The organism is Pseudomonas sp. FP1740 (genome assembly GCF_030687165.1).
Taxonomy (GTDB): domain Bacteria; phylum Pseudomonadota; class Gammaproteobacteria; order Pseudomonadales; family Pseudomonadaceae; genus Aquipseudomonas.
In genome coordinates, this window is the sequence record NZ_CP117461.1 from 1,932,245 (window position 1) to 1,958,568 (window position 26,324).

Consider the following 26,324-nt stretch of genomic DNA (forward strand, 5'->3'; position numbering starts at 1 on the left):
AATAACAGTATCCACGCCACCCTCTACCAAAAAAATCAGGGACACATGGAAGATGAGTCACCCCTCGCAGTTCACCTTGCTTCGCACTCGGCGCTTCCTGCCTTTTTTTGTCACGCAGTCCCTTGGGGCCTTTAACGACAACATCTTCAAGCAGTCGCTGATCCTCGCCATTCTTTACAAGCTGACCATCGAGGGTGACCGTTCGATCTGGGTCAACCTGTGTGCGCTGCTGTTTATCCTGCCGTTCTTCCTGTTCTCGGCCTTGGCCGGGCAGTTCGGGGAGAAGTTCGCCAAGGACGCGCTGATCCGTCTGATCAAGCTCGGGGAAATCGTCATCATGACGGTGGGCGCGGTCGGTTTCATGTTCGATCACCTGTCGCTGATGCTGGTGGCGCTGTTTGCCATGGGTACCCACTCGGCGCTGTTCGGGCCGGTGAAGTACTCGATCCTGCCCCAGGCCTTACGCGAAGAAGAGCTGGTGGGCGGTAACGGGCTGGTGGAAATGGGCACATTCCTGGCGATTCTCGCCGGGACGATTGGCGCCGGGATCATGATGTCCGCCAGCAACTACGCGCCGGTGGTGTCCACGGCAATCGTCGGTATCGCGGTGCTCGGTTACCTCGCCAGCCGCAACATTCCCCGAGCTGCGGCGGCATCGCCGCAAATGCGCCTGAACTGGAACATCTTCAGCCAGTCCTGGGCCACCTTGAAACTGGGCCTGGGGCAAACCCCTGCGGTCTCGCGTTCGATCGTCGGCAACTCATGGTTCTGGTTTGTCGGGGCGATTTATCTGACGCAGATCCCGGCGTATGCCAAGGAATGGATGCACGGTGACGAGACCGTGGTGACGCTGATTCTTACCGTGTTCTCGGTCGGCATCGCACTGGGTTCGATGCTTTGCGAGAAACTCTCCGGGCGCAAAGTCGAGATCGGTCTGGTGCCGTTTGGCTCGTTCGGTCTGACGGTATTTGGCCTGTTGCTGTGGTGGCATTCCGGTGGGATTCCGGACAGCGTTGCCGGCCATGGCTGGCTCGAAATCCTTGGCTTCGGTCACACCTGGCTGGTGTTGATCGACATCCTCGGGCTGGGAGTCTTCGGCGGTTTCTACATCGTGCCGCTGTATGCGCTGATCCAGTCCCGCACCGTCGAGAACGAACGGGCCCGAGTGATCGCCGCCAACAACATTCTCAACGCCCTGTTCATGGTGGTGTCGGCGATTGTGTCGATCGTTTTGCTGAGCATCGCCAAGCTGTCGATCCCGCAGCTGTTTCTGGTGGTGTCGCTGCTGAACATCGGCGTCAACGCCTACATCTTTAAAATCGTCCCGGAATTCAGCATGCGCTTCATGATCTGGCTGCTCGGCCATTCCATGTACCGCGTCGAGCATCGCAACCTTGAGCTGATTCCCGATGAGGGTGCTGCGCTGCTGGTTTGCAATCATGTGTCGTTCGTCGATGCGTTGCTGATCGGTGGGGCCGTGCGTCGGCCGATTCGCTTTGTGATGTATTACAAAATCTACAACCTGCCGGTGCTGAACTTCATCTTCCGCACGGCCGGGGCAATTCCGATTGCCGGGCGCCAGGAAGACATTCAAATCTACGAAAAAGCCTTCACCCGCATTGCCCAGTATCTGAAGGATGGCGAGCTGGTGTGTATTTTCCCTGAAGGCAAGTTGACCGCTGATGGCGAGATCAACGAGTTCAAGGGCGGGCTGACGCGGATTCTCGAAGAAACGCCGGTGCCGGTGATTCCGCTGGCGTTGCAGGGGTTGTGGGGGAGTTTCTTCAGCCGCGATCCGAACAAGGGCTTGTTCCGTCGGTTGTGGTCGCGGGTGACCTTGGTGGCAGGGCCGGCGGTGGCGGTTGAAGTGGCGGAGCCAGCTAAGTTGCAGGCGATGGTGGGGGATTTGCGTGGGGCCGTCAGATAGTTGGTGACTTTGCGGGCGTCATCGCGGGCTTGCCCGCGATGACGTCAGTGGCCTAAGCGCTGACCTTGAGCCCAACCAACCCGGTAATGATCAGTGCCACACTGGCCAGCCGAAACAGTGCCATGGATTCACCAAACAGAATGATCCCGGCGATCACCGTGCCCACCGCACCCACGCCGGTCCAGATCGCATAGGCCGTGCCCAGCGGCAATTCCTTCATGGCAAGGCCCAGCAGGCCGAGGCTCATGGCCATGGCGGCAACGGTCAATGCGGTGGGAAGAGGGCGGCTGAAGCCGTCGGTGTATTTCAGGCCAACGGCCCAGCCGACTTCGAACAGACCGGCAAAAAACAGAATGATCCAGGACATGGAAGACCTCCATCGATGGATGGGGTCGTCCCCGGATTAAGCACTCGAACGAGCCGCGAGGTCGTCCCCGTGTTGCGCAATAGAGTGCCCATCATTAACCCGAGGATCAAGTTTTGGGCTTAGTCCGCAGCCTGTTGAGCAGCGATTTGCCGATCTTGTTTCTCGCTCATTCGACGGAAATACGTCGAGAGCAGCGCCCCGGAAATGTTGTGCCAGACGCTGAACAGCGCGCTCGGCACCGCCGCCAGCGGCGAGAAGTGCGCACTGGCCAGTGCCGCACCCAGGCCGGAGTTCTGCATGCCGACTTCCAGTGCCAGGGATTTGCGTTGGGCCAGCGGCAGGTTGAACAGGCGCCCGGTGAAGTAACCCAGCAAGTAGCCGAAGCTGTTGTGCAGCATCACCACGGCCATGATCAGCAGACCGGATTCGGCAATCTTCGCCTGGCTGGCAGCCACCACGGCCGTGACGATGATCACGATGCTCACCACCGACACCAGCGGCAACACTTCTACCGCGTGACGAACCCGATCACCGAGTGCGCGTTGGGCAACCACGCCAAGTACGATCGGCAACAGCACGACTTGCAGGATCGACCAGAACAGCTCCATGAACGACACCGGCAACCAGGCCGAGGCCAGCAGCCAGATCAGCGCCGGTGTCAGCAATGGCGCGAGGAGGGTGGTGACGGCTGCGATGGCCACCGACAACGCCAGGTCGCCGCGAGCCAGCCAGGTCATCACGTTCGACGAGGTGCCGCTCGGGCAACAGCCGACCAGAATCACCCCGACGGCGATCTCTGGCGGCAGGTGGAATACCTGGCAGAGTAACCATGCCATGCCGGGCATGATCACGAAGTGGGCGACCACGCCCAGGGCCACGCGCCACGGATGGCGAGCGACTTCGGCGAAGTCTTCGAGCTTGAGGGTCAGGCCCATGCCGAACATCACCAGCCCCAGCAGCGGCACAATGGCGCCTTTCAAACCGATGAACCAGGCCGGCTGCAGAAACGCCACGATGGCGAAAATCAGTACCCAGTAAGCGAAGGTGTTGCCGACAAAACGACTCAATGCAGCGAGTGCGCGCATGGCCTGATCCTTGTTATTCGTATTCGAAAATTGCGCAGATCCAATGTGGGAGCGGGCTTGCTCGCGAAGGCGGTCGGACATTCAACAATGATGTTGTTTGTCATGACGCCTTCGCGAGCAAGCCCGCTCCCACATTTAGACCGCGCGTCGGTTTAGATCCCTTGTGGCATCTCTTCACCACCCAACGCTTCAACCAGTGCCGGCAGGAAGTCGCCGAAGGTCAGCATCATCAGGGTGAAGCTGGCGTCCAGTTGACCCAGTGCTTCGTCGCCACCGTCCTGTTCCGCCTGATCTTGCAGCAGGTCTTCGAACTTCAGGCGCTTGACCACCATTTTGTCGTCGAGCACGAACGACAGTTTGTCCTGCCAGGCCAGCGACAGTTGAGTGACCACTTTGCCGGTGCTCAGGTGCAGCTGGATCTCTTCGCTGGTCAGGTCCTGACGCTTGCAACGCACGATGCCGCCGTCTTCGTGGGTGTCGCGCAGTTCGCACTCGTCCAGCACAAAGAAATCGTCTGCGGCTTTCTGAGTGGTAACCCACTCGGTCATGGTTGCGGTCGGTGACATCTTCACCGTCAGCGGACGTACCGGCAGCGAGCCGATCACTTCACGCAGGGTGGACAGCAGGTCTTCGGCACGTTTCGGGCTGGCCGAGTTAACCAGGATCAGGCCCTGTTTCGGCGCGATGGCGGCGAAGGTCGACGAGCGACGGATAAAGGCGCGGGGCAGGAAGGCCTGGATGATTTCATCCTTGATCTGATCACGTTCCTTTTTATAGACCTTGCGCATTTGTTCGGCTTCGATCTCTTCGACCTTTTCCTTCACCGCGTCGCGCACGACGCTGCCCGGCAGAATGCGTTCTTCTTTACGGGCGGCGATCAGCAGGAAGTCTCCGCTGACGTGTACCAGCGGTGCGTCTTCGCCCTTGCCGAATGGCGCGACGAAACCGTAGGTGGTCAACTCCTGGCTTGCACATGGACGCGCCAGTTTGGTGGCCAGTGCAGTTTCCAACGCCTCGGCATCAAAAGGCAGATCTTGGGTCAGGCGATAGATAAGCAGGTTTTTGAACCACATGAGGTGAGTCTCTCCTTTATACAAAGGGGGGCATTATTGTCTTCGCCGGGTCATAGGCCAACCCTTCTCTAAGCCTTTGGAAGGCCTGAGAAAATTAATTAAAAAAGTGCTTGCCAGAGATTGGGTCGCTCCGTAGAATGCGCGCCACACCGAAGCGAAGGGTGATTAGCTCAGCTGGGAGAGCGTCTGCCTTACAAGCAGAATGTCGGCGGTTCGATCCCGTCATCACCCACCATTCGTTTCAAGTGTTTAGCGCAGCGGTAGTTCAGTCGGTTAGAATACCGGCCTGTCACGCCGGGGGTCGCGGGTTCGAGTCCCGTCCGCTGCGCCATATTCGGTAACCTGGACCACTGAACGCCAGGTCACCACGGAAAAACCCGCTGAGGCGGGTTTTTTTCTGTCTCAAGTTTGTACCTTGTTCCATCGGGTTGTGTCGTTTCACCGGTTTTCGGATTTTTTTGAAAAAACTTCAATTAAATCAACACTTTACGAAAACTTGTGGCATAATGCGTCCCGTAACGAAGCGAAGGGTGATTAGCTCAGCTGGGAGAGCGTCTGCCTTACAAGCAGAATGTCGGCGGTTCGATCCCGTCATCACCCACCATTCGTTTCAAGCGTTTCGCGCAGCGGTAGTTCAGTCGGTTAGAATACCGGCCTGTCACGCCGGGGGTCGCGGGTTCGAGTCCCGTCCGCTGCGCCATATTCGGTATCTGGAACACTGAACGCCAGATCACCACAGAAAGCCCGCTCAATGCGGGCTTTTTGCTGTCTGGGATTTGGCTTTTTGCCGGATTCACTGAAGAAAGCGACCTGTTCGGGTCGCTTTTTTCGTTTCTGCCTTACTTATTGTTCGGTATTGCGGCTGTGTCGATAGTCGCTGACGGCCTCGTACACCGCTTTGCGCAACCGGTTGATTCCACCAATCGGCCGATGGGCTTCAAGGCCGAACCATGGATTGAACGACAGGTTGTCGCATTGCAGGTTCAGCGCCGGGGTGTCGAAATCCTGGGCGGGCAGCTTGATCCTGGCCACGGTTTCGAAAGGCGCGTCTTGTTCACGCCACTCGATACTGGTGTCTTCGATCGGCATGTATTGGCTCGTATCCTGGCGCTGGACCTGTAACACGAAGCAGGCCGGCACCCGATCAGTCGACAGCTGCTGGTTCAGCGCACTGCGCAGGAAGTTCGGCAGGTTTTGATTTTGCGTGGGCAGCGTGTAGGTCGGGCAGCTCTCCGGATCCGGTATTACCCGGAATTTGACGTTGGCCTCACCAAACTTGTACGGCGAAACCGAAAAGTAGGTGGTCTGGGTCGGACTTGCCGGGGCAGGGGAGAGTGTCGCCAGCGCAATAAACAGATGACGAACCTGCCAGGTGCGCGGGTCCCAATCCGGGAAGAACGCCATTATCGTTTTGCCGTCAGCCTGAGCGGCCACATTCTGACGGTACTCGGCGACATCGCTGACAAAGAAGTTCGGATGGTTGAACATCACGAAATCCTGTTCGCTGCGCCCTTGTCGGTCACTCAGTAACTGTTTACCCGGCACATCGAACAACTTGATCGCCATGCCCCGGGCATCGCGGATGCTGTCGAACTGCGGATAGGCATTGCCGTTGGACAGACGCATCGTTGCTTGCCAGGTTTTGCCGGGTTCGCTGAACACGCCTTGGCGCAACGCCGTCGCCAGATCCGGCAGCACCTGAACCTCGGCCTTCACGCAACCATGGGCCTTGGCGTGAGCGTCGCGCAGATAGCGAGTACTTTCGCGGTGTTGATCGACGATCCGCACCGCTGTCTGGATGATGTCCCGGGTCATCGCCGCTTCGCCGTCCGGAATCAGTTCTTCAGCCGATACCGGGCCGCGATGTTGCCAGGCGAGCCATGCCATGGTCAGCGTCCAGCCGAGGACCCCCAAACCCAACAACCACAGCAGGGTTTTACCAAGGAAGGCACCCAGACGTAGCCAGAGCGTGATCAGCATGGGTCAATCCTTTTGACTGATGAGATGGTCTGGCAATTGCGACTCCAGCGGGCCGCCCAACACTTTCAGGTATTCCAGCAGCGCCCAGCGCTCCTGCGGTTGCAGCAGGCGACCGATCACGCCATTACCGCGCTCGCCGGCGCGGAATTCGTGGCCGCTGTTGTGATTGCCGGTAATACGCGTGTCGAACACAAAACCGTTGGTGAAGGCTTCGGTGCGATAGCCCAGGTGTTTGGGATCGTATTCGAAGGTGCCCTTGTAGAACGTTGTTGCACGTTCATCCTGGGGCGAGAGCAGTTGATAAATGCTCGGCACCGAACCGTTGTGCAGAAACGGCGGTGTGGCCCAGACGCCCGCCAATGGTCGGGCTTTATAGCTGCGTAATTCCTGGACACCGATAGGCAGGCCGAAACCGTCCAGGTTCGGGCGCTCCGCCGGCGTCACATTGGCTGCGCGATAGGCCTGGTTCCCCACGAAAGCAGTGACGTAGGCCAGCCCCTTGGCCACTGACAACTGGCTCAAATCCAAGGGCTCCGTGGGTTTTGGATGCAATTGCACGTCCAGTTGCGCAAGCTCTGCGGGATCCCACTGCAGGGCTGTCAGATCGAAGCGATGGTCGGCAATATTGTTGGCGGCGCCGGGGTCTGTGCCAATCACCTCCACGGGCAGTAATTTCAGGTGGTGCACCGGTCTGTCGTCGCTTTGGGTGACGCGGGGGACGTGGCACCCGGCGCAGTTTTCAGCGAATAGAGCGCGGCCTTTTGCGGCCAACGGCTTGTCGATGGTGCCCAGCAAGGCTTCCGGCCAGACGGGCGGCTTGAGTCGTTGCAGGGTTTGTTCGATCCGGTGCAGATCGCGCACCCGGACGCTGGACGGATAGCGGTCGTCGCCCTTGAGGGGCTGCCCGCTGGCGTCGAAGAAATTCAGCGTGGCGCCGACACCCAGGGCCTCGCCGATGTTGCGGGCCATCGGTTGCTGCGCCGAACCGTTCCACTGCACCCAGTCGAAAGTCCACATATCCCACAGTTGCGGGTAGTCCACCGGCGCGTTGGCCACGCGGTAGTTGGCCGGCGAAATGGCGTCGCCGAAACTGGCGTTGGCAATGCGTCCGAAGGCGTCGGTACGGCCGGGGCCTTCTTCGGTGGGGTAGAGCCCGCGATGGGTATCGTTCCAGGCCACTTTCAAGAAGGTATCGAGTGAGCTTTTGAAGTCCTGGCGTAGCTGTTGATGCCGGGCGTCATAGTCCTGGCCCAGGACATTGCGCGCGAAACGTTCGAATTTCCACGGGTTGTAGTAAGTCGAGGCGAGGCTGGCCACCAGTGCCTGGCCAAAGCTGCCGCCGCGCAGGGTCGGGACGCTGGACGGCAACACATGCTGGGCCGAGCCGCCGTCGATGCGCACGGCCTGGCCGTTGAAACGCAATTCGCCGGTGTGGCAGGCGGAACAGGTGATGTCCAGAAACTCTTCCTGGCTGCTCGGATTCTGATGACGGGCGAAACCGACGGGCAGGTTGCCAGGGTTGTCTGGCGTGGCTTTCTGGCTCGGATCGATCAGAAAACCAAAGCGTGCGAGGTATTCGGGAGCGGCGAATCGTTTTTGCGAGAACGGCAGTTCGAGCGCGTTGAACCATTCATAGCGCAAGCCTTTGACCTGGGTGCCTTGGGGCGTGAAGTAGTAGGCCTGGCGGTCTGCGGCGCTCCATTGCTCCAGGTAATGCACCTGTTGCGCCGGTGACCAGGCCGGTAATTTCGGGTTGGCGACGTAGTACAGCACCACGGCGAGGCCTAGCCCCAGCAGTGCTACGATCAGAATCAGCAAGCGGATTATGAGGCGCACGATAAACATCCTTGTCAATTTGTACCTCTCTTATGCCTCAGCTGATGAAGTGCGGCAAGAGGCCATTACGCCAAGGGCTGTGGGAACCGGCATCGGGGTCTGTGAGAGCCAGATGACAGAAGCTTCATCCTTCTAATCCCGAAATGCGTTTAAACACCTGAACTTATCGGAAGTTTCCTGCTCTCATGCCGGTAGCCATTGGTCGTGGCCGCCTGATAAGCTCGCGGCTTTACTCGATTGCCCTTTAGGCGCATGAACAAGGAAATAGCATGAAACAGCATCGGTTGGCGGCGGCGGTGGCCCTGGTTGGCCTGGTACTTGCGGGTTGTGATTCGCAGACCAGCGTAGAGCTGAAAACCCCGGCGCAAAAAGCTTCCTACGGCATTGGCCTGAACATGGGCAAAAGCCTGGCTCAGGAAGGCATGGATGATCTGGACTCCAAAGCCGTAGCCCAAGGCATCGAAGATGCCGTCGGCAAAAAAGAACAGAAACTGAAGGATGAGGAACTGGTTGAAGCCTTCGCAGCGCTGCAGAAGCGTGCCGAAGAGCGTTTGGCCAAGATGAGCGAAGAGTCGGCAGCCGCCGGCAAGAAATTCCTCGAAGAGAATGGCAAGAAAGCCGGTGTCGTCACCACGGCTTCCGGCCTGCAATACGAAGTGGTCAAGAAGGCCGATGGCGCACAGCCTAAGCCGACCGACGTAGTGACTGTTCACTACACCGGTAAACTGACCAACGGCACCGTTTTCGACAGTTCCGTCGAGCGCGGCAGCCCGATCGATCTGCCGGTCAGCGGTGTGATTCCGGGTTGGGTCGAAGGCCTGCAACTGATGCACGTTGGCGAGAAGTACAAACTGTACATCCCTAGCGACCTGGCTTACGGCGCCCAAAGCCCTAGCCCGGCGATTCCAGCCAACTCGGTGCTGGTATTCGACCTGGAACTGCTGGGCATCAAGGATCCAGCCAAACAAGACGACGCCAAGTAATCCGCGTCTGCTCGAAAAAACAACGCCTCGCTTATGCGGGGCGTTGTTGCATCTGGGGTTTGGTGAAGGTAAACAAAGCGAACGGATGCGGTACGCTGCAGTCATAGCCAGTGAGAGTGCCCGAGCTAGACGGACCGGTGCGCCAAGTCAATGAAATCTTGGGTTTTTTTATGTGAGTAAAAAACGCCCGATCTGAGCAAGACCCTTGTGAAACGGGGCTTCCAGCGGTGAAATGCAGCTCTGTTCACAAGGTTATCCACAATTTGTGTGGATAACATTTCAGTGGGAGGAAAAGATGAAAATGCCCTGGAATTTCGCCCGTTTCCTGCCAATGGCCGGGCGCCTGCTCGCCCGTGGTCGTTTGCCGACCCTGCTGTTCGCGGTTGCCAGCAAAGGTGCGAGCCAAGGTAATCGTCTGGGCAAACTTAAGGACGATCTGCGCTTGTTACAGGCACTCTGCCTGGCCTACTGGCGTGGCGAGTACCGAGCCATCAGCCCGAAAGCGATGGTTTCGGTGGTGGCCGGCCTGATGTATTTCCTGAGCCCGGTGGATGCGATCCCGGATTTCATCCCGGTGTTCGGCATGCTCGACGACATTGCCGTGCTGGCCTGGCTGATGAAAGTCCTCGATGACGAACTCAACGCCTTCCGCGCCTGGCGCAAGCGTCAGGCGCCGGAAAAACTCGCGGTGGTTGAACGCCTGCCCGATACCCCGGAACAACTGCAACTTCAGGGCCCGAAAAAAAACTGAACCGATTCAGGATCATCCATATTCATACCCCCCGCGACCTTGGCCGCTGTTAGGATTACACTTCTAGGGAAAAGTGCCGACTCGCTACGTGTCGTTGTCCTACGGGGTAGTCATGGATATTCAGATAATTACACGCGAAGGCGAACCAGAATATGCGGTTCTGCCATGGGCTCAGTATCAGGCTCTACTGAAAGCAGCAGGCATCAACGAACAACCACCGCGCGAAGCCACAGTGCGTCCCGCGGCCACATCAGACCAGACTCTTCCGGGTCTGGATCAACTACGCAGTTTGCGCGAAGGGAAGGGCATCGCCATTGAGGCGCTTGCCCGCACGGTAGGCATCAGTCCGTCATATCTCGCCTTGATCGAAAGCGGTGAGCGTCAACCCGACGCTGCTATTCGCCGCAGCCTCGCCTGGGAGTTGACGGTGCCAGGATGGAGGGATGAATCGTGAGCGTACGCATCAGTCGTCAACATTGGGACGGATTGCTGGGGGAACTGGATCAGGCGCGCCGTCAGCGCCATCTTCTGACTTATCGGGCATTGTTGGAGCGATTGCAGCTACCCACGCCCGCCATGCAAACCCTGACCGCCGCCCTTGAACACCTGGCCGCGCTGGACGCCAGGGCCGAGCAGCCGCTGCGCAGCTCGCTGGTGATCAGCCAGGGCGCCAGTCGTTTGCCGCGCACCGGCTTCTTCGAATGTGTCGAGCGCCTCGGGCGCTTCTCCGGACCGTCCGACGGCGTGGCTGCCGCGTCCTGGCATGCCTCGGAAGTGGTGCGGGTGTTCGAATACGAGTACCCCGAGTCGGCGGAAGCCTGAGTGTTCCTACGACTCAAGGCGCGGGCCGGTTACTGGCTGGCCCGCCGGTTGTTCCACTGGTCGTGGTTTGTGCGCCAACCGCGCGGCTGGCGCTGGCTCGAGGGCCAGTTCGCGCGCATGGCGAACCTGGGGGATGTCGGCGCCCAGAGCTTCTACGGCCACATCCTGACCTTTCGCGGCGTCGGCATTGGGGCTCGCGAGGAGGGTGTGCGATTACTGCGCCTGGCCGCGTTGGCGGGGGATGGCAAGGCGGCGTATCAGGTGGGCGTGATCTGCCTCGCGGGGACGCCGAGCAAGGCGCCGGATCCGGTGGAAGCGGCGCGGTTTTGGCGTATTGCCTTGAAGGCGGGGCATCCGTTGGCTGAGATCAAGTTGAAAGGGTTGGCGAGTGGCGATGCTGAGTAGTGATTCGATGTTCTTCGATGAGTAAGCGTTGTGGGGGCTCCTAACGATGATCAATTGTAAATTCTATGGCGAGCTGCTTTCGGACAAAAGCGGACTATCATTACCGCCCGCAATGAGGGAGGCGACCATCGCCATTCAGCATGACCAAACCAAGGCGATTGGATAGGAGAAGCGCGTAGTGGAACCTAAGATTGGTGCTTGTGCCATGGTCAGCTATGACAGATAACAGACAACTCTACGTCTTGTGCGATACCAACGCGGCGGTTCGCGATGCTCACCTATTTCGAAAGAAGGGTGGGCCGCTCCTTGTCGCCATGCTGCGTGCCAAGAAGGCCAAGCTGTTGGTGCCTGAAGTGCTTCGGATGGAATACATCAACCAGTTCATCCAGGCGGGAGATGACGCGCGCGATAAGGCGATGAAGGAACTGGACAAGCTGAAGACGTTCTGTGGGTATGACATGAGTGGTTTTCTCCCCAGACCTCAGTTTGGGGAAGCTCAGGCATTGGAGATATTGGCGCAACTCGAAGACGTCATCCATATCATTCCGACAACCCCTGAGCTCAAAGTTGCTGCGGCCGACCGCTCGATCAATGGCGTCCGACCAACTTCCAAGACGGACCACGGCTACAAGGATTGTCTCATCTGGGAGAGCCTACTCACCCTGCCGGGAGGGTCCGAGGTGCTGTTGCTGTCTCGCGACGAAGCGGCCTTCTTCGATAAAGGAGTTCTCGCCCCCAATCTTGAGAAGGAAGCTAAAGAGAAGGGCTTATTTCTGACCGCATACAACACCACAAAAAACCCAACGTTGACGCCGCTGATCGATGCGTTGAAGGAGCGATTTGTAGATGTCGCCGCCTTGGCTCCAGGCGAACTGCCTATGGACGACCATCCGATCATCCAGGCATACATGCAGTTAGAGCGAGTGGCCCCTGTGCTGCCGAAGGATCCCGATGAGGAAGTGCATCGGCCGGTGGTTGCCGTGGCCGGCGAACTCGAGGAGTTGCTTGCAGTACAAACGAGACCATTTACGCTCCTCGACGCGAAGGCGCTAGGGTTCGTCAGCTACCTGAGGAGTACAGGCAAACAGGCCCTCATTGGCTTGCTCGTGCAATCGGGCGTCGAAGCTGAGGCAGCGAGAAATGCACTGGAGCGATTGGCACTGTTGGGGTTGATAAGAGATATCGGCCACCTCTATCTCGCTGTAGAGGGGCGCCACGCCGATATGGCTGCGCAGTTGGTAGAGCCGGAGATGATCAAACTCATTGGGCTAGGGAGCTGAAAAAGTGGATTCCGCAACCCGCATCAAAGTCTTAGGGCGACTAGCCCAATCAAGCACGCCGGCCGCTGACGAGGCCATCGGTCGCGCGTGCGAGCATGCATTCGCGACTCTGAATGAGGGAAATGCGTACGAAGCTCTTGAGTTCAGCATCGAGGTGCTGGCCACGGTGGGATTCCGGCGTAGCAAGGAGGCTGTCTCTACCCTAGACAAATTCATTCGCTCGGTTGAGGCCCGGCACTTAATGCATGCGGATGAGTACAACACTCTAGTCGAGACTTTGTCGAAGTACCGCAACGCATACACCCTGATGTCCAAAGGCATCAAAGTACTGTCCGGGCTACGCTACCTAGAGACGCCTGCGGTCGTTGACACCTTGCTCTGGGCCTCGACTCATGCCGAGGAGTCCGTGTGCAAGGACGCCATATCAGTGTTAGGCGACCTAGCGGAGTACAACCTATCAGTCTATTACGGGCAGGGGACCGAGTCAGGCCGGGGAATTGGAGCTGCACCTCAGTTGTCGGTCATCGAAACGCTGGAGAAGAAGCGCGACGATGAATTGAAGACCCAACTCAGGGGGGTACTCACCCTCTTGGAGGGGCTCCTGTCGACGTCAATGGGGTCGGCTAGATGGTCGTCTACAGCAGTGACCCTTTCTCGAGCAACGACGCCAGCTGATGGAGGCGTCTTGGAAGTCCGACAAAGGAGCATCGCCCTTCTCAAGAAGCTCTACAGCATCGTCGAAGCCAAGTTCCAGAAGCTGTCCATCATCAGAGCGATGAATGCTGCCGCCCGCGTCGAAAGCAGGGCTGCTGTCGACAAGAAATATTCGGACATGGTCTCCGAGAATGCCCAAGAGGTACTGGCTTTCTTTGCTCAGATTGCCAAAGATGAAGACCTTCAGATCATCCAGAAGCTCGAACACGACAGCTACTGGATTCACTATCACAGCCCATCTGAGCATGTGAGGTCAGCAGCTCTTGATGTGAAGGCTGTCATTGACTCCAACGAAGAGTACACAATCTACAAGACGCTTGTAGGATTCGAGGGGATCTTCGGAGATTGGTCGAAGTCCAATCATGATGAATCTTTCGAACTTGGGTCCCAGGATTTTAGAGTGAGGGAGGCTCGGGCAATTGCGTCTAGGATCGCAGATGAGGACTTAGACATATGGCGTCGCAGGATTCTAACCTTCGCCAAAACTGAGTCTAATGACCTAGCAACCTTTCCAGTCTTCTATGAATTCCTAACTGAGGTGGCGAGTTTTTACCCGAATTTTGCGCTCGACTTGCTCAACAAGGATTCAGACCAACTATCGAAGTTTCTAATACCGATTCTTCGTGGCCTTTGGGATGGAGAGAAGCGTGATGAACTGCGATCGCTTATACAAAGATGGGTGCAGGAAGCGCGGCCAGATGAGCCTGCTTTCCTTTATGCCTGCGCCAAACTTTTCTTGTCGACTAAACATGTCGATGTTGAACTCATGAGGCAACTGCTCGAAAAAGCAACCGAGCTCAAGGACGTCCTTGTACTTCGCCAGGTCGTTTCTGTTGCCATCGCTAGATCTGCAATTAAAGAAGCCCTCGGCGACCTGAAGGCGTTGTTCTTGAGCGCTTTATCTCGCCTTACCGAACTTAAAGATGCGAACTGGGTAAGGGAGGTCTGGTTTCGGAAAGAGGCAAAGAAGATAGTCTCGGAGCTCTCGCCAAATGAACGCAGTGAAATATTGAAGAATCTGCGCTTCCTTCCTCAAATCGACTATCAAGCCGAGGGTGTGCTGGCCGTGATTGCGGAAACTGAGCCGCTCGATGTCGTGGAGTTTTTCTGCGCACGGATGTACGGAACTAATGAACACGCCGCAGCGCTGGCTGAGAAAGAAGGGTTGGAGTACGAGGAGCTGCCCTTCCAGTTTCATACGCTTCAAAATCTCCTGTCCAGTGCCCCCAAGATGGTGATCGAGAGGGTTTTGGACTGCTATCGCATGGACTCCTCACTCTTCGTTTTCAGAGGCGCAAAACTCCTCCAAATCATATTCCCGCAATTTTCAGATGCGTTTCAGGAAGAACTAGTCCGATTGGTTCGCGAGGGCGGTGATACTGAGCTGGAGTTCGTAGTCTGCGTCCTGCGTGCTTACAGCGGAGAGACGTTCATTCATCCAGTCGCAAGGGAGCTCATTAAACGTTTGCCTTCAGGTAGTACGCTCGTCACCGAGGTCGAGATCGCTCTTCAGAGTACCGGCGTTGTCTCAGGAGAGTATGGAATGGCCGACGCGTACGAAACGAAGCGCCTTGAGGTGCTGGACTGGCTCCAAGACCCAGATGATCGCATTCGAACCTTTGCCATCAAGTACCTTTCGGAGCTTGAAGCCATGCGAGACAGTGAGAGGGTGCGGGCGGAAGAGTCAATGACTCTGCGTAAGTTCAACTACGGAGAGGATTAGCTTTGCTGGTTAGTTTTGAGTCTGAATGACTGCTTGCAGGCGAGCTATCGCCAGCATGGGATGGACTACTTCGGGCCGTTTACAGCTCTTCGCGACAGGCAGGAATGGGCAAGGAGCGAACATTCAGGTCGGTCTGAATTTCAACGCGCAATCTAAACAACGCGGTCATTGGACTAAAGACCCAAGCGATCCAGCCGATAGTCACGTTAAGGTTTCTGCCGCAACTTCGCTCCGGCAATAAACGGATGCGGTTTGTGTCTGCGGCGAACATCTTGTGTTGATGGGTCGGCTATCGGCACTACGTCTAGTATGAGGACACGATGAAAGCGATTTTTATGACGGCGCTGCTGCTGGCTGTCAGCAATGCTCAAGCTATTGAAAACTCCACTCAACCCTCTGAGGAGGCACGGGTGTGGACAGTGGCCGACCCTATCCCGGTTGGCAAAGGCTTGACCCTGACAGACGCCAAGGGGTGCGCTTGGTCGGTGGTGGAGGATAATCAGGGCCTGAAAGTGTTTCGTCCGCAAGACCCTAGCGGCCAACCGCTGTGCGTGAAAGATATTCCAGCCAAGAATGGCCTTAGCGAAGCACTGAAAGGCCTTTGATCCAGAAAATCAATGTAATCCCGTGGGTTCGAATTTAGCGTCTTTGTGCTCGCGGTAGCTTTGGCTCTGTTAGGTTGGTGTTGGTGGTGAATCGCCCCGGGAGAAATGGGGTCAGATCACCATTATTTTAAATGTGGTCTGCCCCTTATTTTTCTCTGCTTGATCGAGTCAGGTCTAGGCACCTTTGGGTAATACTTTCCGATCCAATGCCATGTCCTCGTTGAAGCCATCTGGCACAGGCTTGAAGCCTGAGGCTGGCGAGCGGTGGCTGGACTGGAACTGGCGCAGGCTCAGTACGTCGATTTCACCTGTAATGCAGTAGTCGTGATTACCTCCCTTGACTCGTAATATGTCGCGCTTCCAGCGCTCCTTGTAAGGTGCGCGGATACGGCTATCACCGAAGCGGCGGTTGTTGCATTGGATGATGTAAGCATGAATATCCAGGGCGGCAGACTCCACCAGTGCGTTGAATGTGTCGGTGTCGCTGTTCCACTCTGGAACAAACAGCGCGTCGACCTGACCGCGTAGGTCGGCGCGATAACGAATATTGGTCAGCTCGCTGCAGATCATGATGGCAAAGCGGAAATCACCATGCTGGATTACCGGAGGCTTTTGCCACTGTTGCTCTTGAGTGGGCTGCATCTGCAGGCCTGCTAGGCGAAAGAGTTCTTGTTCCTCATGGAATGCTGGACGCTGTTTATCCTGGCGATAGAGCATCAGCGAAGGGAACCCAAGACCGTCATGCGTTAGCGAAGCCCAAACCTGGTGGCGCACATACTTTCTCGGTGCGTGGAGGTACTCCACCCCGGTGATCAAAGATATGCCACGGCCCTTTAGCTTGTCGGCGATACGCATAAACCATTGGGGTGGTAGAGACACTTCCGGGAGGATCAAGTAACCAGCGCCGTCAGGCCGAGAGATCAGTTCGTTGATCAGGCGATTGATGCGTTGGTAACGGTGCAGGCCGTCCGGATCGGGCAACCCCATGATGGCGGCGGTAAAGCTTTCATCTTTGGTTTCCAAACTGGCCACAGCGATGGTCTGTTTGGCATTGGGTTCTCCGTCCGGGATATGCAAAACCTGCTTTTTGTCGAGGTGCGGCATCTTGTGCGCGGCCAGCTCAAATCCTCGCAGTGCTTGCACCACCAACCCCAGTGTTTGGCGGCTGGAGGCGGCGAAAGGGGTGGGGGCGATGAGGTAGAGCTCATTGAGGCTGAATGGGCGAGTGGCGAAGGTTAGTCCAGGCGGGGTGCCGCGTTTAAGCCTGAGCCAGTTCGCCAGTGTGGCGATGCCGTCGGTCATCTCGTCAGGCAATAGCTCTTCTGCGTCAAAAGTTGCGAGGCTTTTACGGTGTGGAATACCGCGCTGGCTGACCATTTCCTGAGGCAGACCTGTAAAGCGCAAGGGGATATGGGCCAGATCGAAGCTGAACAGCCGAGCATGAAGCTTCTGTATGTGCTGGCTGGTGATGTTCGTTGGCCTGTCCAGGAAGTTATTCCAGATGACGAAGGCAAGGCTCTCCATATGGCCGGTCATTTGGTTCTTCCAGGCGGTAGTCCCCGATTTGCTTAGGCGGGGCGGAAACGCAGAGACGATGCTCTGCGCTGTCACTTCCCAGATGGATCGCTTCCATAAATGTCGGGCTTCGGGTGGCACGTTGGCAGCAGCCAGGCTTTTGATCGCTAGAGTGCAGTCGTTCTCAACTTTATTGATCAGGCCACCCAGTGCATTGATGATTTTGTCTAGGTACTCAAAATCTTCACAGGCGGTTGCCATGCGGATGATGCGTGGGAGGTATTGAGCCAGTTCGAAAAACTTAACTGGGGTAAGCAAATGCTCGATGACTGCGGCGAAAAAGGCATGGCGGTGTGCTTGCCAATCCTCCGGGGGGATATCGCGTTCGAAGGCTTCGTAGTTGCGAAGGCTAAGGGCAAAACCGGCGCGGTGTAGCGTCAGTGCATCGGTCTTTCGCAGATTGTCTGCTTGCTCTCCGGCAAGGTTGGTAGCTTTGAGCAAGTCCGTAGCCACAGTGTTGGGCGAATTCGGCAGATCGGGTAACGCGCGCCATTCGCTTGCACGTTGGTTGATCTGTTCGGAAATCGCGTTGACCAGAGCGGTACCTGCCGCCCCTGCAAGGATGAACAGCTTGTTTTTACTGTTTTCAAAAGCGATGCGGTCTTCTTTGAGATATCCAGGTTTGAACAGGATGCTGCCGTTATCTTTTTTGAGCAGGTCCTTGCCGCCGTCACGACTGAAGATCCACTCCCAAAACTGCTCAGTGGTTTTGATATCGCTGGCGTTTTCCATAACCAGCAGAATGTCGTCCACATAACGACCGTAATACAGTGGCACTACTTGTTGCTCGATGAACTGGTCGAGTCTGATTAGCGCCGCGTTTGCGACCACGGCAGACGCAGGCAAACCTACAGGTAAACCTTTTCCTAGTGGTGTTTCTTGTGCCCAGGCCAACAAGGCGGAAATGAACAGGCGGTTCAGTTTGGACTGCGATTCGCTCATTTCAATTTTGGCTAGTTTGAGGAAGCAGTCGTCGAGCATAAAGCCGGGGCTTAGCTCGTGATAGAAACTGCTTACATCGGCTGTGAGTGCCAATACTTTTTTCTTCTCGCTCAGGGCTGTGCGCATCGTCTTGATGCCACCGTCGCGCCATTCACGGAAGGGTCTGAGATAGGGCTTGAATGATCCAAGGGCCCACGTGTTGATCGCATCGTGCCGGTTACGGCGTAGGCGGCTGCCAAAGACGTTGCTGCTGAGCTGCTTGTCGAAGAGATCGCCGACTTCCATCATCCATAGTGATGACAGCACGTGAAAGTCGATGCTGCAGCGGGCCATTAGGCGGAATACGGCAGTGGGGTGGTTACCGACCTCAGTCGCGCTTAGCCACTCGGCTTCCGGTGAGGCAAAGATCAGACTTTGATCCTGCTTTCCTTTGACAATCTCGATTTCTTTTGGGGCCAGCGTCCAAGTGCCGAGAAATGCAGGGTCTTTCACCCAATCCTCGTTCATCGCTTCGATCTGCTCTTTCAGGCGAGTGAGGTTTTTGCTCAGGTCGTCTTCATAGTTGGCAATGTCGAACAGCGACGGGTTGGTTGAGTAGTAGAGGTCAACCTTGGCCTTGCGATAGGCGAGGCCAAGGTCGTGCAGCGATAACGACATCTGGATGACGTCCATTTCTTAACCTTCGGCAATCCTGAGATATCCCGGATATTACCGAAAGCAAGCATGAGTGGGCTAAAGCATTGCAAGGCGCTCTATCTCTACTCACCGATTGTCATGACTGAACCACTGAGCCGCCCCTAGTTTAGCAGGCGCTTTAACGGGCCGCTTTTGGCTGTGGATTCAACCGGTCGATGCAACACAACTAAATTCTGTGTAAGCAGAAGGAGTGTTGCAGATGAAGCAGAGACCTCGGATCTATTACACCGAAAGCCAGAAAAAACTGATGTGGGATCACTGGCAGAAAGGCGACTCTCTCCAGCACATCGCCCAACTATTTGATCGAAACCACTCATCGATACAGCGCATTCTGGCGGAGACCGGGGGGATCAGACCCGCTCTACGCCGCAGGTCCAGATTGGCGCTGACGTTGGCTGAACGCGAAGAGATTTCGCGTGCAGTGGTGGCAGGTAACTCGATCCGTTCCATAGCCGCGCTGCTAGGGCGAGCAGCCTCTACGATCAGTCGTGAGATCAGACGCAACGGTGGCCAAGGAGGCTACCGGGCTAATCGTGCGGATCAGGCTGCCTGGGATCGCGCCCATCGACCCAAGGTCTGCAAGCTTGTTGAGAACCGAGCGGTGGCGCAAATTGTTGCAGACAAGCTTCAATTGCAGTGGTCACCGGAACAAATTGCCGGCTGGCTGAAGCGCACCTACCCGGACGATACGAGCTATCAGTGTCACACGAGACGATCTATCGCACCCTCTTCATACAGGCTCGCGGGGCTCTGAAGAAGGAGTTGCTTGAGCATTTACGGCGAACGCGAGCCATGCGTCGCTCGCGCCATCACACGCAGAAGAAAGAAAATCACGGTCGAATCACAGACGCGGTATCGATCCGCGAACGCCCGGCCACGGCTGAGGATCGGGCGGTGCCAGGTCACTGGGAGGGTGACCTGCTGTGCGGTAGCAGGAACAGCCAAATTGCCACTCTTGTGGAGCGTCATACCCGTTACGTAATGCTGGTGAAGTTGGCCGGTAAGGACACCGAGACGGTCATCAGCGCCCTGATCGAAAACGCCCGCGAACTCCCCGAGGAACTCTACCAATCGCTGACGTGGGATCGCGGCAAAGAGATGGCCGACCATAAGCGTTTTACGGTGGCTACCGACATCAAGGTCTACTTCTGCGACCCTCATCGTCCCTGGCAACGGGGATCGAATGAGAACACCAACGGGTTGTTAAGGCAGTACTTCCCGAAAGGCACCGACCTGTCGGAGCACTCGCAAGCCACGCTCAATGAAGTGGCAAGGCAGCTGAACAGCCGTCCTCGGAAAACACTAAACTACGAAACGCCCGCTGAACGATTTAGCCAATCTGTTGCATCGACCGGTTGAATCCACAGCCGATTTCTGCCTGTCGCCACCGGCAGCTATAGGTCGAAATCGGCTAACCCACGGTGGAAAAATCAAGCCAGGCTTCAGCGAAGCCTTCCGCCACGTATGCCTTCTTTGAGCGAAATTTCTGGGCAAGGTCTTCGGAAGTTTCCTTCAAGTTGTGGCGGTTTTCGTGAACTGGCGCGGAAGGAGTTCAACCGATAGCCTTTGGTGGTCACTGCACATTCAGTGGCAGGGTGTAGGAACCCTTCAACCTCCCAAAGACGACATAAGTGTCGACTTCTGATTTGCGGCTGCTGACTTGCGTCCGTAAAATTAGTTGCGGCGGCTGTGCGCGGGCATGCTTCGGCGTGGTCGAGTGTCTCTGGGGCTCGATATTCCTACCCCGCGTATAGCTGCCACCCATGCCTGTAGGAAGGCAAATGGCAGCTCCTATTTTTCCTGGAGTTTTAAAATGCCAACACTTCATCCGGATCCACCCTACGAAAAACCAATTCCCCACCCCAAAAACCGCTTCATGGCGTTGACCAGCAACTGCACCGACATGCCCACCCTGTTTGTCGATACCCATGCGCCGCTGGACATTCTGACCGAAGCTGCCAGCTACCGAATTCGCGCCGTCACCCAAGTGCTTGAGAACCTGTCCATGCGTGGCTCGGTCGAGTGCGATTCGATGATCCTCAGCGACTTTGCCTTGCTCTGTGCCATTCCACTGCGCGATGGCTGTGATGTGCTGGATGTGATTGGGAGGCGGTTGAGGGCTCGGTCATCGGACTAGAGCCGAGTGGTTCTTGTGGCGAGGGGGCTTGCCCCCGTTCGACTGCGAAGCGGTCGCCAAACCAAGCCCCGCGGTGTACCTGACATATCCGGAATGCAGGTTTTGGGGCCGCTCCGCAGCCCAACGGGGGCAAGCCCCCTCGCCACAGGGTGGGAGTTGTGGTGGTTGGGGCTGCTGCGCAGCCCAGCGGGAGCAAGCTCCCTCGCCACACAAGAGCAAGATCAAAAGATCGCAGCCTTCGGCAGCTCCTGCGCGCCTGTGGGCGCTGCCGAAGGCTGCGATTTTTTTGGTGATCACCGCCGGCCTGAGATCAGTGTCTCTTCGACGACTGGCACCGCCAAACTATCAATCACATGCACGCTATACCCCGGCACATTCTTCGCGTGGTGTTTGGCCTGGGAGGCCATTTCCGCCAGTTGGCTCGCGTCGAGTTGTCCGCAGGCCTGTGGATGCAGGTGCACCACGCCGATGGACAGGGACAGCAGCGGAAACTCCTGTCTCACTCCCTGGCGGTTGGGGGCGATGAAGCAGCCGGCTTCCAGGTGTTCGCTGCGGTAGAAGCGTCGGCATTGGCTGTGGAAGTCGTCCAGCAGTTGGTTCAGGCGTTTGCGCCAGTCTTCGGGGCCGAGCACCAGCAGGAAGTCGTCGCCGCCGATATGGCCGACGAAGTCGCGGGATGGGTCGACGCGGTCGTTCAGGCATTGCGCCAAACACAGTAGGACTTCGTCCCCGCGACCGTAGCCGTAGATGTCGTTGAAGGGTTTGAAGCTGTCGATGTCCACGTAGCAGATCACCGATTCCCGTTCCTGTTGCAGCAGGCGTGTCAGGCATTGCTGGATCGGCACGTTGCCTGGCAGCAGGGTCAGCGGGTTGGCGTAGCGGGCTTGCTGGATTTTCAGTTCGGTAATCAGTTTGAGCACGTCGATCACTCGGCCCAGGCCCAGATAGCCGCCGTTGAGGGTGATGATGAAGTCTTCTTCGATGCGTTGGCGGGCGCGGCTGGTGATCAGGCGGCTGACCTGTTGCAGCGACTGGCTCAGTTCCACGGCGAGGAAGTCGTCGCTCATCAAGCGGCTGATGGGTTTGCGGGCGAACAGGTCGGTGGCGAAGGGCTTGAGCAGGGCGTCTGAGAGTGAGTGACGGTGAACGATGCCGCACGGCCTGCCTTGCTTGTCGAGCACCGCCAGGGAGTTCAGGTTGGCCTGGCGGCGGAAGGCTTCCAGTACGGTGGCGGTCGGGGTGTCGCTGGCCATCGCCGGTTGGTCGTTGAGCAGGGCGCTGAGGTCACTGGCGTCCTCGTTCAGCATCGCTGCGGCGCTGGTTGGTTTGGGCATCAAGGTTCGGGCATCGCGGGGCGGATGCTCCTGGGGCCGGCAGAGCAGATAGCCTTGCACAAGATCGACGCCCATTTCGGTCAGCACGGCGAGTTCTTCTGGCAATTCGATGCCTTCGGCGATCACTTTTGCCCGCGAAGCCTTGGCGATCTGCAGGATCGAGCCGACGAATTCACGCTTGAGCGCGTCCTGATGAATGCCGTCGATAAAGTGCCGATCAATCTTGACGTAATCCGGGCGCAATTCAGACCACAGCCGCAAGCTCGAATAGCCCGCGCCCAGATCATCCAGGGCAATGGAAAAGCCCATTGCCCGATAGTGATGCAGGGCGGTTTGCAGCAACTGGAAATCGTCGGTCGGGGTCTGTTCGGTGAGTTCGATCACCACCTGGCTCGGCGGTATGCCGAAATCCTGCAGCAGTTGCAGGGTGCGCCCGGGTTGGTGGGCGGCTTCGAGCAGGGATTCCGGGGACACATTGAGGAACAGTTTGCCGGGCAGTTGCTGTTCATTGAACCGTCGGCAAGCACTTTGGCGGCACGCGATCTCCAGTTCGCTGAGGCGACCGGCCTGGCGAGCGACCGCGAACAGGGCAATGGGGGAGTGCAGCGGGCTGTTGGAGGGGCCACGGCTGAGGGCTTCGTAGCCGATGATCTGTCGTTCGGAGAGGGAGATGATCGGCTGGAACAGGCTGTGCAAACCGCTTTGAGTCAGTATTGAGCTCAAGGCACTCAGCTGTTCGGTTGTGGTCATGGCGATCTCTGGCGATAAAAAAAGGACTGGGAGCGCAAAGCTCCCAGTCCTTTATTTCACGACAGAATGATGTCTGTTTGATGACGCTCCGGGGAGCGTCAGCATTAAATTGCCATCATCTTGATTGTAAGCACTTAGTGCTTGGCGACCGCGGTGTTGAGTTTCAAGTAATCCAGCAGAATCCGCCCGGTTTCGCTCAGGTAGGCGTCGTCTTCTGGCTTGGTCTTGTCCGGCTCGGCCGCGATGGCATCTTCGTCTTCTTTCTTCAGCTCTTTGAGCGGCTCTTCACCCTTGGCCTTGCGACGGATGTTTTCCATGGCCAGTTGCTTGGCTTCGATATCGGCGTGTTGTGCACGACGGTCGGCTTCATTGAGGCTGACGGTTTTTTCGGCCATCAGCTTCTGGGCCAGGGCCAGTTTGTCGCGAATGAACACGAACTCCGCGTCTTTGGCCGTGCGCACGTCATGCTCGGACTTGAGCTGCGTGATGTACGGCTTGAACGGGTCGAGCGCCGGCTTGATGGCCGCACGGATGGTGTCCCACGGCATGGCTTCCGGCAGGGCGCTTTCGCCGATTTCCTTGGTGTCGATGATCGACGGGTAATCGATGTCCGGCAGTACGCCCTGATGCTGGGTGCTCTGACCGGAAACCCGGTAGAACTTGGCCAGGGTCAGTTTCAGTTCGCCATGGTTCAGCGGCTGAATGGTTTGCACGGTGCCTTTGCCGAAGGTCTGGCCGCCGATGATCAGTGCACGGTGGTAGTCCTGCATCGCACCGGCGAAGATCTCCGACGCCGAGGCGGACAAACGGTTGACCAGCAACGCCATCGGGCCTTTGTAGAACGCGCCCGGGTTTTCATCTTCCAGCACATCGACCCGGCCGTCGGCGTTACGCACCAGCACGGTCGGACCTTTGTCGATGAACAGGCTGGTCAGCTCGGTGGCTTCCTGCAGGGAACCGCCGCCGTTGTTGCGCAGGTCGATGACCACGCCGTCGACCTTGTCTTTCTGCAGTTCGGTCAGCAGCTTCTTGACGTCGCGGGTGGTGCTCTTGTAGTCCGGATCGCCGGCACGGAAGGCCTTGAAGTCCAGGTAGAAGGCCGGGATCTCGATGACGCCGAGCTTGTAGTCCTTGCCATCCTGCTTGAGGCTGAGGATCGACTTCTTCACCGCCTGATCTTCAAGCTTCACCGCTTCGCGGGTGATCGGCACGATCTTGGTGGTCTGGTCGTTCGGCGCATTGCTGGCCGGGATCACTTCCAGGCGCACCACGGTGCCTTTCGGCCCACGAATCAGTTTGACCACTTCGTCCAGGCGCCAGCCGACCACGTCGACCATCTCTTTGTTGCCCTGGGCCACGCCGATGATCTTGTCGGCCGGAGCGACCTGCTTGGTCTTGTCGGCCGGGCCGGCAGGCACCAGGCGCACGACTTTGACTTGATCGTTATCGCTCTGCAACACGGCGCCGATGCCCTCCAGGGACAGGCTCATGTTGATGTCGAAGTTCTCCGCGTTATCCGGCGACAGATAGTTGGTATGCGGGTCGTAGGACATGGCGAAGGTGTTGATGTACGCCTGGAAGATATCTTCCGCGCGGGTCTGGTCCAGACGCACCAGCTGATTCTTGTAACGCTTGGTCAGGGTTTCCTGAATCTGCTTTGGCTCTTTGCCGGAAATCTTCATCCGCAGCACTTCGTCCTTGACGCGTTTGCGCCACAGGTCGTCGAGCTCGGCGGTGGTCTTGAGCCAAGGGGCATCCTTGCGGTCGACCAGCAAGGTTTCCTTGGTGGTGAAGTCGATCTTGTCGACGCCCTTGTTCAGCTCGGCAAGGGCAAAGTCCAGACGCGCCTTGACGCGATCCAGATAGCGCTTGTAGATGGTGAACCCGGCGTTCAGGTCGCCGCTCTTGAGGAAGTCGTCAAACTGGGTTTTCCATTTGTCGAATTCGGCGATGTCACTGGCCATGAAGTAGCTGCGCGATGGATCCAGCAGCTTGAGGTAGCTGTCGTAGATGATCATCGAGCGTGCATCGTCGAGCGGCGGCTTGCTGTAATGGTGACGCTTGAGCAATTCGACGACGTTCAGACTGGCGATGACTTCGTCGCGATCGGGCTGAAGCTTGTCCCAGCTGTTGGCTGCGAACGAATTGCTCGACATCGGCAAAAGACCGAGACCAATGACAAGAGCGAGGGCGGTGCTGGGGAAAAAATGCTTCATGCTGATTCGACGCGGGGACAATTGATCACGCATATTAGGCCGTCTTTGAAGTCGCCGGTTCCCACAAGGGCCGGTCGCATAATGCAAGAAAGCCCGGCGCTATAGCTTCGGGCTCAGTCCAGACTCACTATGGAGGCACTGTGAAAGCATTGCAAGGCGTTGAGGGGCGAGTGGAGTGGGTTGAGGAGCCGAGTCCTACGTGCGATGTAGGACAAGTTCGTATCCGAGTGGCGGCAGCGGGACTCAATCGAGCCGATTTGTTACAGAAAGCGGGCCTGTATCCGCCACCGCCGGGAGCCAGTCAAGCACTGGGTCTTGAGTGTTCGGGGGTGATCAGCGAGGTCGGCCCGGGCTCGTCCTGGCAGGTCGGCGATCGGGTTTGCGCCTTGCTGGCCGGGGGTGGGATGGCCGAAGAGGTAGTTGTCGACGGACGGCATGTGTTGCCGGTTCCCGAAGGTTTGTCCCTGGCCGAGGCCGCGGCGTTGCCGGAAGTGTATGCGACCGTTTGGCTGAATTTGTTTCAATTGGCTTCGCTCAAACCGGGTGAGAAAGTTCTTCTGCATGCCGGAGCAAGTGGAATCGGTTCAGCTGCCATTCAGCTGTGCAAGGCATTCGGCAACCCGTGCTGGGTCAGCGTCGGCTCCGAGGATCGTCTGGCCTACTGTGAAGCGCTGGGTGCCCAGGGTGGAGTGGTGCGCAATAAGGATCTGGACCGCCTGAACGATCTGGGGCCGTTCGATGTGATCCTGGATCCGGTGGGTGGCAACTACGCGGCATTGAACCTCAAGCTGCTGGCTCGTGATGGCCGTTGGGTGTTGATCGGTTTGATGGGCGGTCGTGAAGCGCAGCTGGATCTGGCGCAGGTGCTGGCCAAGCGCGTGCAACTGCTGGGTTCGACCCTGCGCAATCGCGACGAGCAGTTCAAGGCCGATTTGTTCAGCGATCTCAGCCAGCACGTCTGGCCGTTGTTTGCCGAAGGGCGTTTGAGCCCGCAACTGGCCAGGACGTTTGCGATCGAGGACGCCGAAGCGGCGTTTGCGGAGCTGGCGACCAATCAGGTGTCGGGCAAGCTGGTGCTGGTGATTGATGACAGCCTGAGCTGACAACATGAACCTGTGAGTGC

Annotated in this window: 19 protein-coding genes, 4 tRNA genes and 1 pseudogene; 16 read left to right on the forward strand and 8 right to left on the reverse strand. The window is 57.5% G+C overall.

Features of this window, described 5'->3' with window-relative positions:
- Positions 1-52: 52 nt before the first annotated feature.
- The gene (locus PSH69_RS08575; RefSeq protein ID WP_305411668.1) at positions 53-1,927 is read left to right on the forward strand and encodes an MFS transporter; all 1,875 of its coding nucleotides are present in this window, start codon (positions 53-55) and stop codon (positions 1,925-1,927) included.
- A 52-nt stretch (positions 1,928-1,979) separates the two neighbouring features.
- Here PSH69_RS08575 and sugE read toward each other — a convergent pair whose 3' ends face one another.
- The 3 genes from sugE to rdgC form a co-directional block, all read right to left on the reverse strand.
- On the reverse strand, positions 1,980-2,294 hold the full coding sequence (gene sugE, locus PSH69_RS08580; RefSeq protein ID WP_305411669.1) for a quaternary ammonium compound efflux SMR transporter SugE: 315 nt from the start codon (positions 2,292-2,294) through the stop codon (positions 1,980-1,982).
- Between the two features lie 119 nt (positions 2,295-2,413).
- Positions 2,414-3,379, reverse strand: a complete 966-nt coding sequence (locus PSH69_RS08585; protein WP_305411670.1) for a bile acid:sodium symporter family protein — start codon at positions 3,377-3,379, stop codon at positions 2,414-2,416.
- Positions 3,380-3,531: 152 nt separating this feature from the next.
- The gene (gene rdgC, locus PSH69_RS08590; protein WP_019579659.1) at positions 3,532-4,452 is read right to left on the reverse strand and encodes a recombination-associated protein RdgC; all 921 of its coding nucleotides are present in this window, start codon (positions 4,450-4,452) and stop codon (positions 3,532-3,534) included.
- Positions 4,453-4,611: 159 nt separating this feature from the next.
- On the opposite strand from rdgC, the gene PSH69_RS08595 reads away from it, so the two are divergent.
- The 4 genes from PSH69_RS08595 (at position 4,612) to PSH69_RS08610 (ending at position 5,152) form a co-directional block, all read left to right on the forward strand.
- Positions 4,612-4,687 (forward strand) — tRNA-Val (locus tag PSH69_RS08595).
- 19 nt (positions 4,688-4,706) lie between these two features.
- Positions 4,707-4,783: transfer RNA gene (locus PSH69_RS08600), tRNA-Asp, on the forward strand.
- A gap of 197 nt (positions 4,784-4,980) precedes the next feature.
- Positions 4,981-5,056, forward strand: a tRNA-Val gene (locus tag PSH69_RS08605).
- 19 nt (positions 5,057-5,075) lie between these two features.
- A tRNA-Asp gene (locus tag PSH69_RS08610) sits at positions 5,076-5,152 on the forward strand.
- A gap of 143 nt (positions 5,153-5,295) precedes the next feature.
- Here the strand turns inward: PSH69_RS08610 and PSH69_RS08615 are convergent.
- On the reverse strand, positions 5,296-6,432 hold the full coding sequence (locus PSH69_RS08615) for a catalase family protein (protein WP_305411671.1): 1,137 nt from the start codon (positions 6,430-6,432) through the stop codon (positions 5,296-5,298).
- A gap of 3 nt (positions 6,433-6,435) precedes the next feature.
- Complete coding sequence (locus tag PSH69_RS08620) at positions 6,436-8,268, reverse strand: di-heme-cytochrome C peroxidase (RefSeq protein WP_305411672.1); 1,833 nt, start codon at positions 8,266-8,268, stop codon at positions 6,436-6,438.
- A gap of 269 nt (positions 8,269-8,537) precedes the next feature.
- On the opposite strand from PSH69_RS08620, the gene PSH69_RS08625 reads away from it, so the two are divergent.
- The 8 genes from PSH69_RS08625 to PSH69_RS08660 all read left to right on the forward strand — a co-directional run bounded on the left by PSH69_RS08625 (position 8,538) and on the right by PSH69_RS08660 (position 15,551).
- Complete coding sequence (locus tag PSH69_RS08625) at positions 8,538-9,251, forward strand: FKBP-type peptidyl-prolyl cis-trans isomerase (RefSeq protein WP_018925162.1); 714 nt, start codon at positions 8,538-8,540, stop codon at positions 9,249-9,251.
- Positions 9,252-9,546: 295 nt separating this feature from the next.
- A complete protein-coding gene (locus tag PSH69_RS08630) occupies positions 9,547-10,002 on the forward strand; it encodes a YkvA family protein (RefSeq protein ID WP_028940036.1) in 456 nt (151 codons plus the stop codon).
- A 112-nt stretch (positions 10,003-10,114) separates the two neighbouring features.
- A complete protein-coding gene (locus tag PSH69_RS08635; protein ID WP_026286335.1) occupies positions 10,115-10,456 on the forward strand; it encodes a helix-turn-helix domain-containing protein in 342 nt (113 codons plus the stop codon).
- Positions 10,453-10,824: a hypothetical protein gene (locus PSH69_RS08640; RefSeq protein WP_007898892.1), complete on the forward strand. Its 372-nt coding sequence runs from the start codon at positions 10,453-10,455 to the stop codon at positions 10,822-10,824. The genes PSH69_RS08635 and PSH69_RS08640 overlap by 4 nt, the downstream gene beginning before the upstream one ends.
- Positions 10,825-11,229, forward strand: a complete 405-nt coding sequence (locus PSH69_RS08645) for a sel1 repeat family protein (RefSeq protein ID WP_305411673.1) — start codon at positions 10,825-10,827, stop codon at positions 11,227-11,229.
- A 215-nt stretch (positions 11,230-11,444) separates the two neighbouring features.
- Positions 11,445-12,509, forward strand: a complete 1,065-nt coding sequence (locus PSH69_RS08650; RefSeq protein ID WP_305411674.1) for a PIN domain-containing protein — start codon at positions 11,445-11,447, stop codon at positions 12,507-12,509.
- 4 nt (positions 12,510-12,513) lie between these two features.
- On the forward strand, positions 12,514-14,946 hold the full coding sequence (locus PSH69_RS08655) for a hypothetical protein (RefSeq protein ID WP_305411675.1): 2,433 nt from the start codon (positions 12,514-12,516) through the stop codon (positions 14,944-14,946).
- A gap of 320 nt (positions 14,947-15,266) precedes the next feature.
- The gene (locus PSH69_RS08660) at positions 15,267-15,551 is read left to right on the forward strand and encodes a hypothetical protein (protein ID WP_305411676.1); all 285 of its coding nucleotides are present in this window, start codon (positions 15,267-15,269) and stop codon (positions 15,549-15,551) included.
- 174 nt (positions 15,552-15,725) lie between these two features.
- Here the strand turns inward: PSH69_RS08660 and PSH69_RS08665 are convergent, their stop codons facing one another.
- Positions 15,726-18,740 (reverse strand): RNA-directed DNA polymerase, encoded by a 3,015-nt coding sequence (locus tag PSH69_RS08665; protein ID WP_305411677.1) that lies wholly within the window; start codon positions 18,738-18,740, stop codon positions 15,726-15,728.
- Between the two features lie 223 nt (positions 18,741-18,963).
- Here PSH69_RS08665 and PSH69_RS08670 point away from each other — a divergent pair.
- Positions 18,964-20,123 (forward strand): annotated as a pseudogene (locus tag PSH69_RS08670) (IS30 family transposase).
- A 454-nt stretch (positions 20,124-20,577) separates the two neighbouring features.
- Positions 20,578-20,901, forward strand: coding sequence for a hypothetical protein (locus tag PSH69_RS08675; RefSeq protein ID WP_026286336.1), 324 nt, complete (start codon positions 20,578-20,580; stop codon positions 20,899-20,901).
- 293 nt (positions 20,902-21,194) lie between these two features.
- On the opposite strand, the gene PSH69_RS08680 is transcribed toward PSH69_RS08675, so the two are convergent.
- Entirely contained in the window at positions 21,195-22,985 is a 1,791-nt protein-coding gene (locus tag PSH69_RS08680; protein WP_064619284.1) for a bifunctional diguanylate cyclase/phosphodiesterase, read from the reverse strand.
- A gap of 134 nt (positions 22,986-23,119) precedes the next feature.
- Entirely contained in the window at positions 23,120-25,201 is a 2,082-nt protein-coding gene (locus PSH69_RS08685) for a carboxy terminal-processing peptidase (protein WP_305411678.1), read from the reverse strand.
- A 140-nt stretch (positions 25,202-25,341) separates the two neighbouring features.
- Here PSH69_RS08685 and PSH69_RS08690 point away from each other — a divergent pair, with 140 nt between their 5' ends.
- Complete coding sequence (locus PSH69_RS08690; RefSeq protein ID WP_026286337.1) at positions 25,342-26,304, forward strand: zinc-binding dehydrogenase; 963 nt, start codon at positions 25,342-25,344, stop codon at positions 26,302-26,304.
- Positions 26,305-26,324 lie beyond the last annotated feature (20 nt).

Excerpts from the sequence above, each read along its gene's own strand:
- PSH69_RS08575 (WP_305411668.1), top strand. The coding sequence starts at position 53 with ATGAGTCACCCCTCGCAGTTCACCTTGCTTCGCACTCGGCGCTTCCTG.
- sugE (WP_305411669.1), bottom strand. The coding sequence starts at position 2,294 with ATGTCCTGGATCATTCTGTTTTTTGCCGGTCTGTTCGAAGTCGGCTGG.
- PSH69_RS08585 (WP_305411670.1), bottom strand. The coding sequence starts at position 3,379 with ATGCGCGCACTCGCTGCATTGAGTCGTTTTGTCGGCAACACCTTCGCT.
- rdgC (WP_019579659.1), bottom strand. The coding sequence starts at position 4,452 with ATGTGGTTCAAAAACCTGCTTATCTATCGCCTGACCCAAGATCTGCCT.
- PSH69_RS08615 (WP_305411671.1), bottom strand. The coding sequence starts at position 6,432 with ATGCTGATCACGCTCTGGCTACGTCTGGGTGCCTTCCTTGGTAAAACC.
- PSH69_RS08625 (WP_018925162.1), top strand. The coding sequence starts at position 8,538 with ATGAAACAGCATCGGTTGGCGGCGGCGGTGGCCCTGGTTGGCCTGGTA.
- PSH69_RS08630 (WP_028940036.1), top strand. The coding sequence starts at position 9,547 with ATGAAAATGCCCTGGAATTTCGCCCGTTTCCTGCCAATGGCCGGGCGC.
- PSH69_RS08635 (WP_026286335.1), top strand. The coding sequence starts at position 10,115 with ATGGATATTCAGATAATTACACGCGAAGGCGAACCAGAATATGCGGTT.
- PSH69_RS08650 (WP_305411674.1), top strand. The coding sequence starts at position 11,445 with ATGACAGATAACAGACAACTCTACGTCTTGTGCGATACCAACGCGGCG.
- PSH69_RS08660 (WP_305411676.1), top strand. The coding sequence starts at position 15,267 with ATGAAAGCGATTTTTATGACGGCGCTGCTGCTGGCTGTCAGCAATGCT.
- PSH69_RS08665 (WP_305411677.1), bottom strand. The coding sequence starts at position 18,740 with ATGGACGTCATCCAGATGTCGTTATCGCTGCACGACCTTGGCCTCGCC.
- PSH69_RS08675 (WP_026286336.1), top strand. The coding sequence starts at position 20,578 with ATGCCAACACTTCATCCGGATCCACCCTACGAAAAACCAATTCCCCAC.
- PSH69_RS08680 (WP_064619284.1), bottom strand. The coding sequence starts at position 22,985 with ATGACCACAACCGAACAGCTGAGTGCCTTGAGCTCAATACTGACTCAA.
- PSH69_RS08685 (WP_305411678.1), bottom strand. The coding sequence starts at position 25,201 with ATGAAGCATTTTTTCCCCAGCACCGCCCTCGCTCTTGTCATTGGTCTC.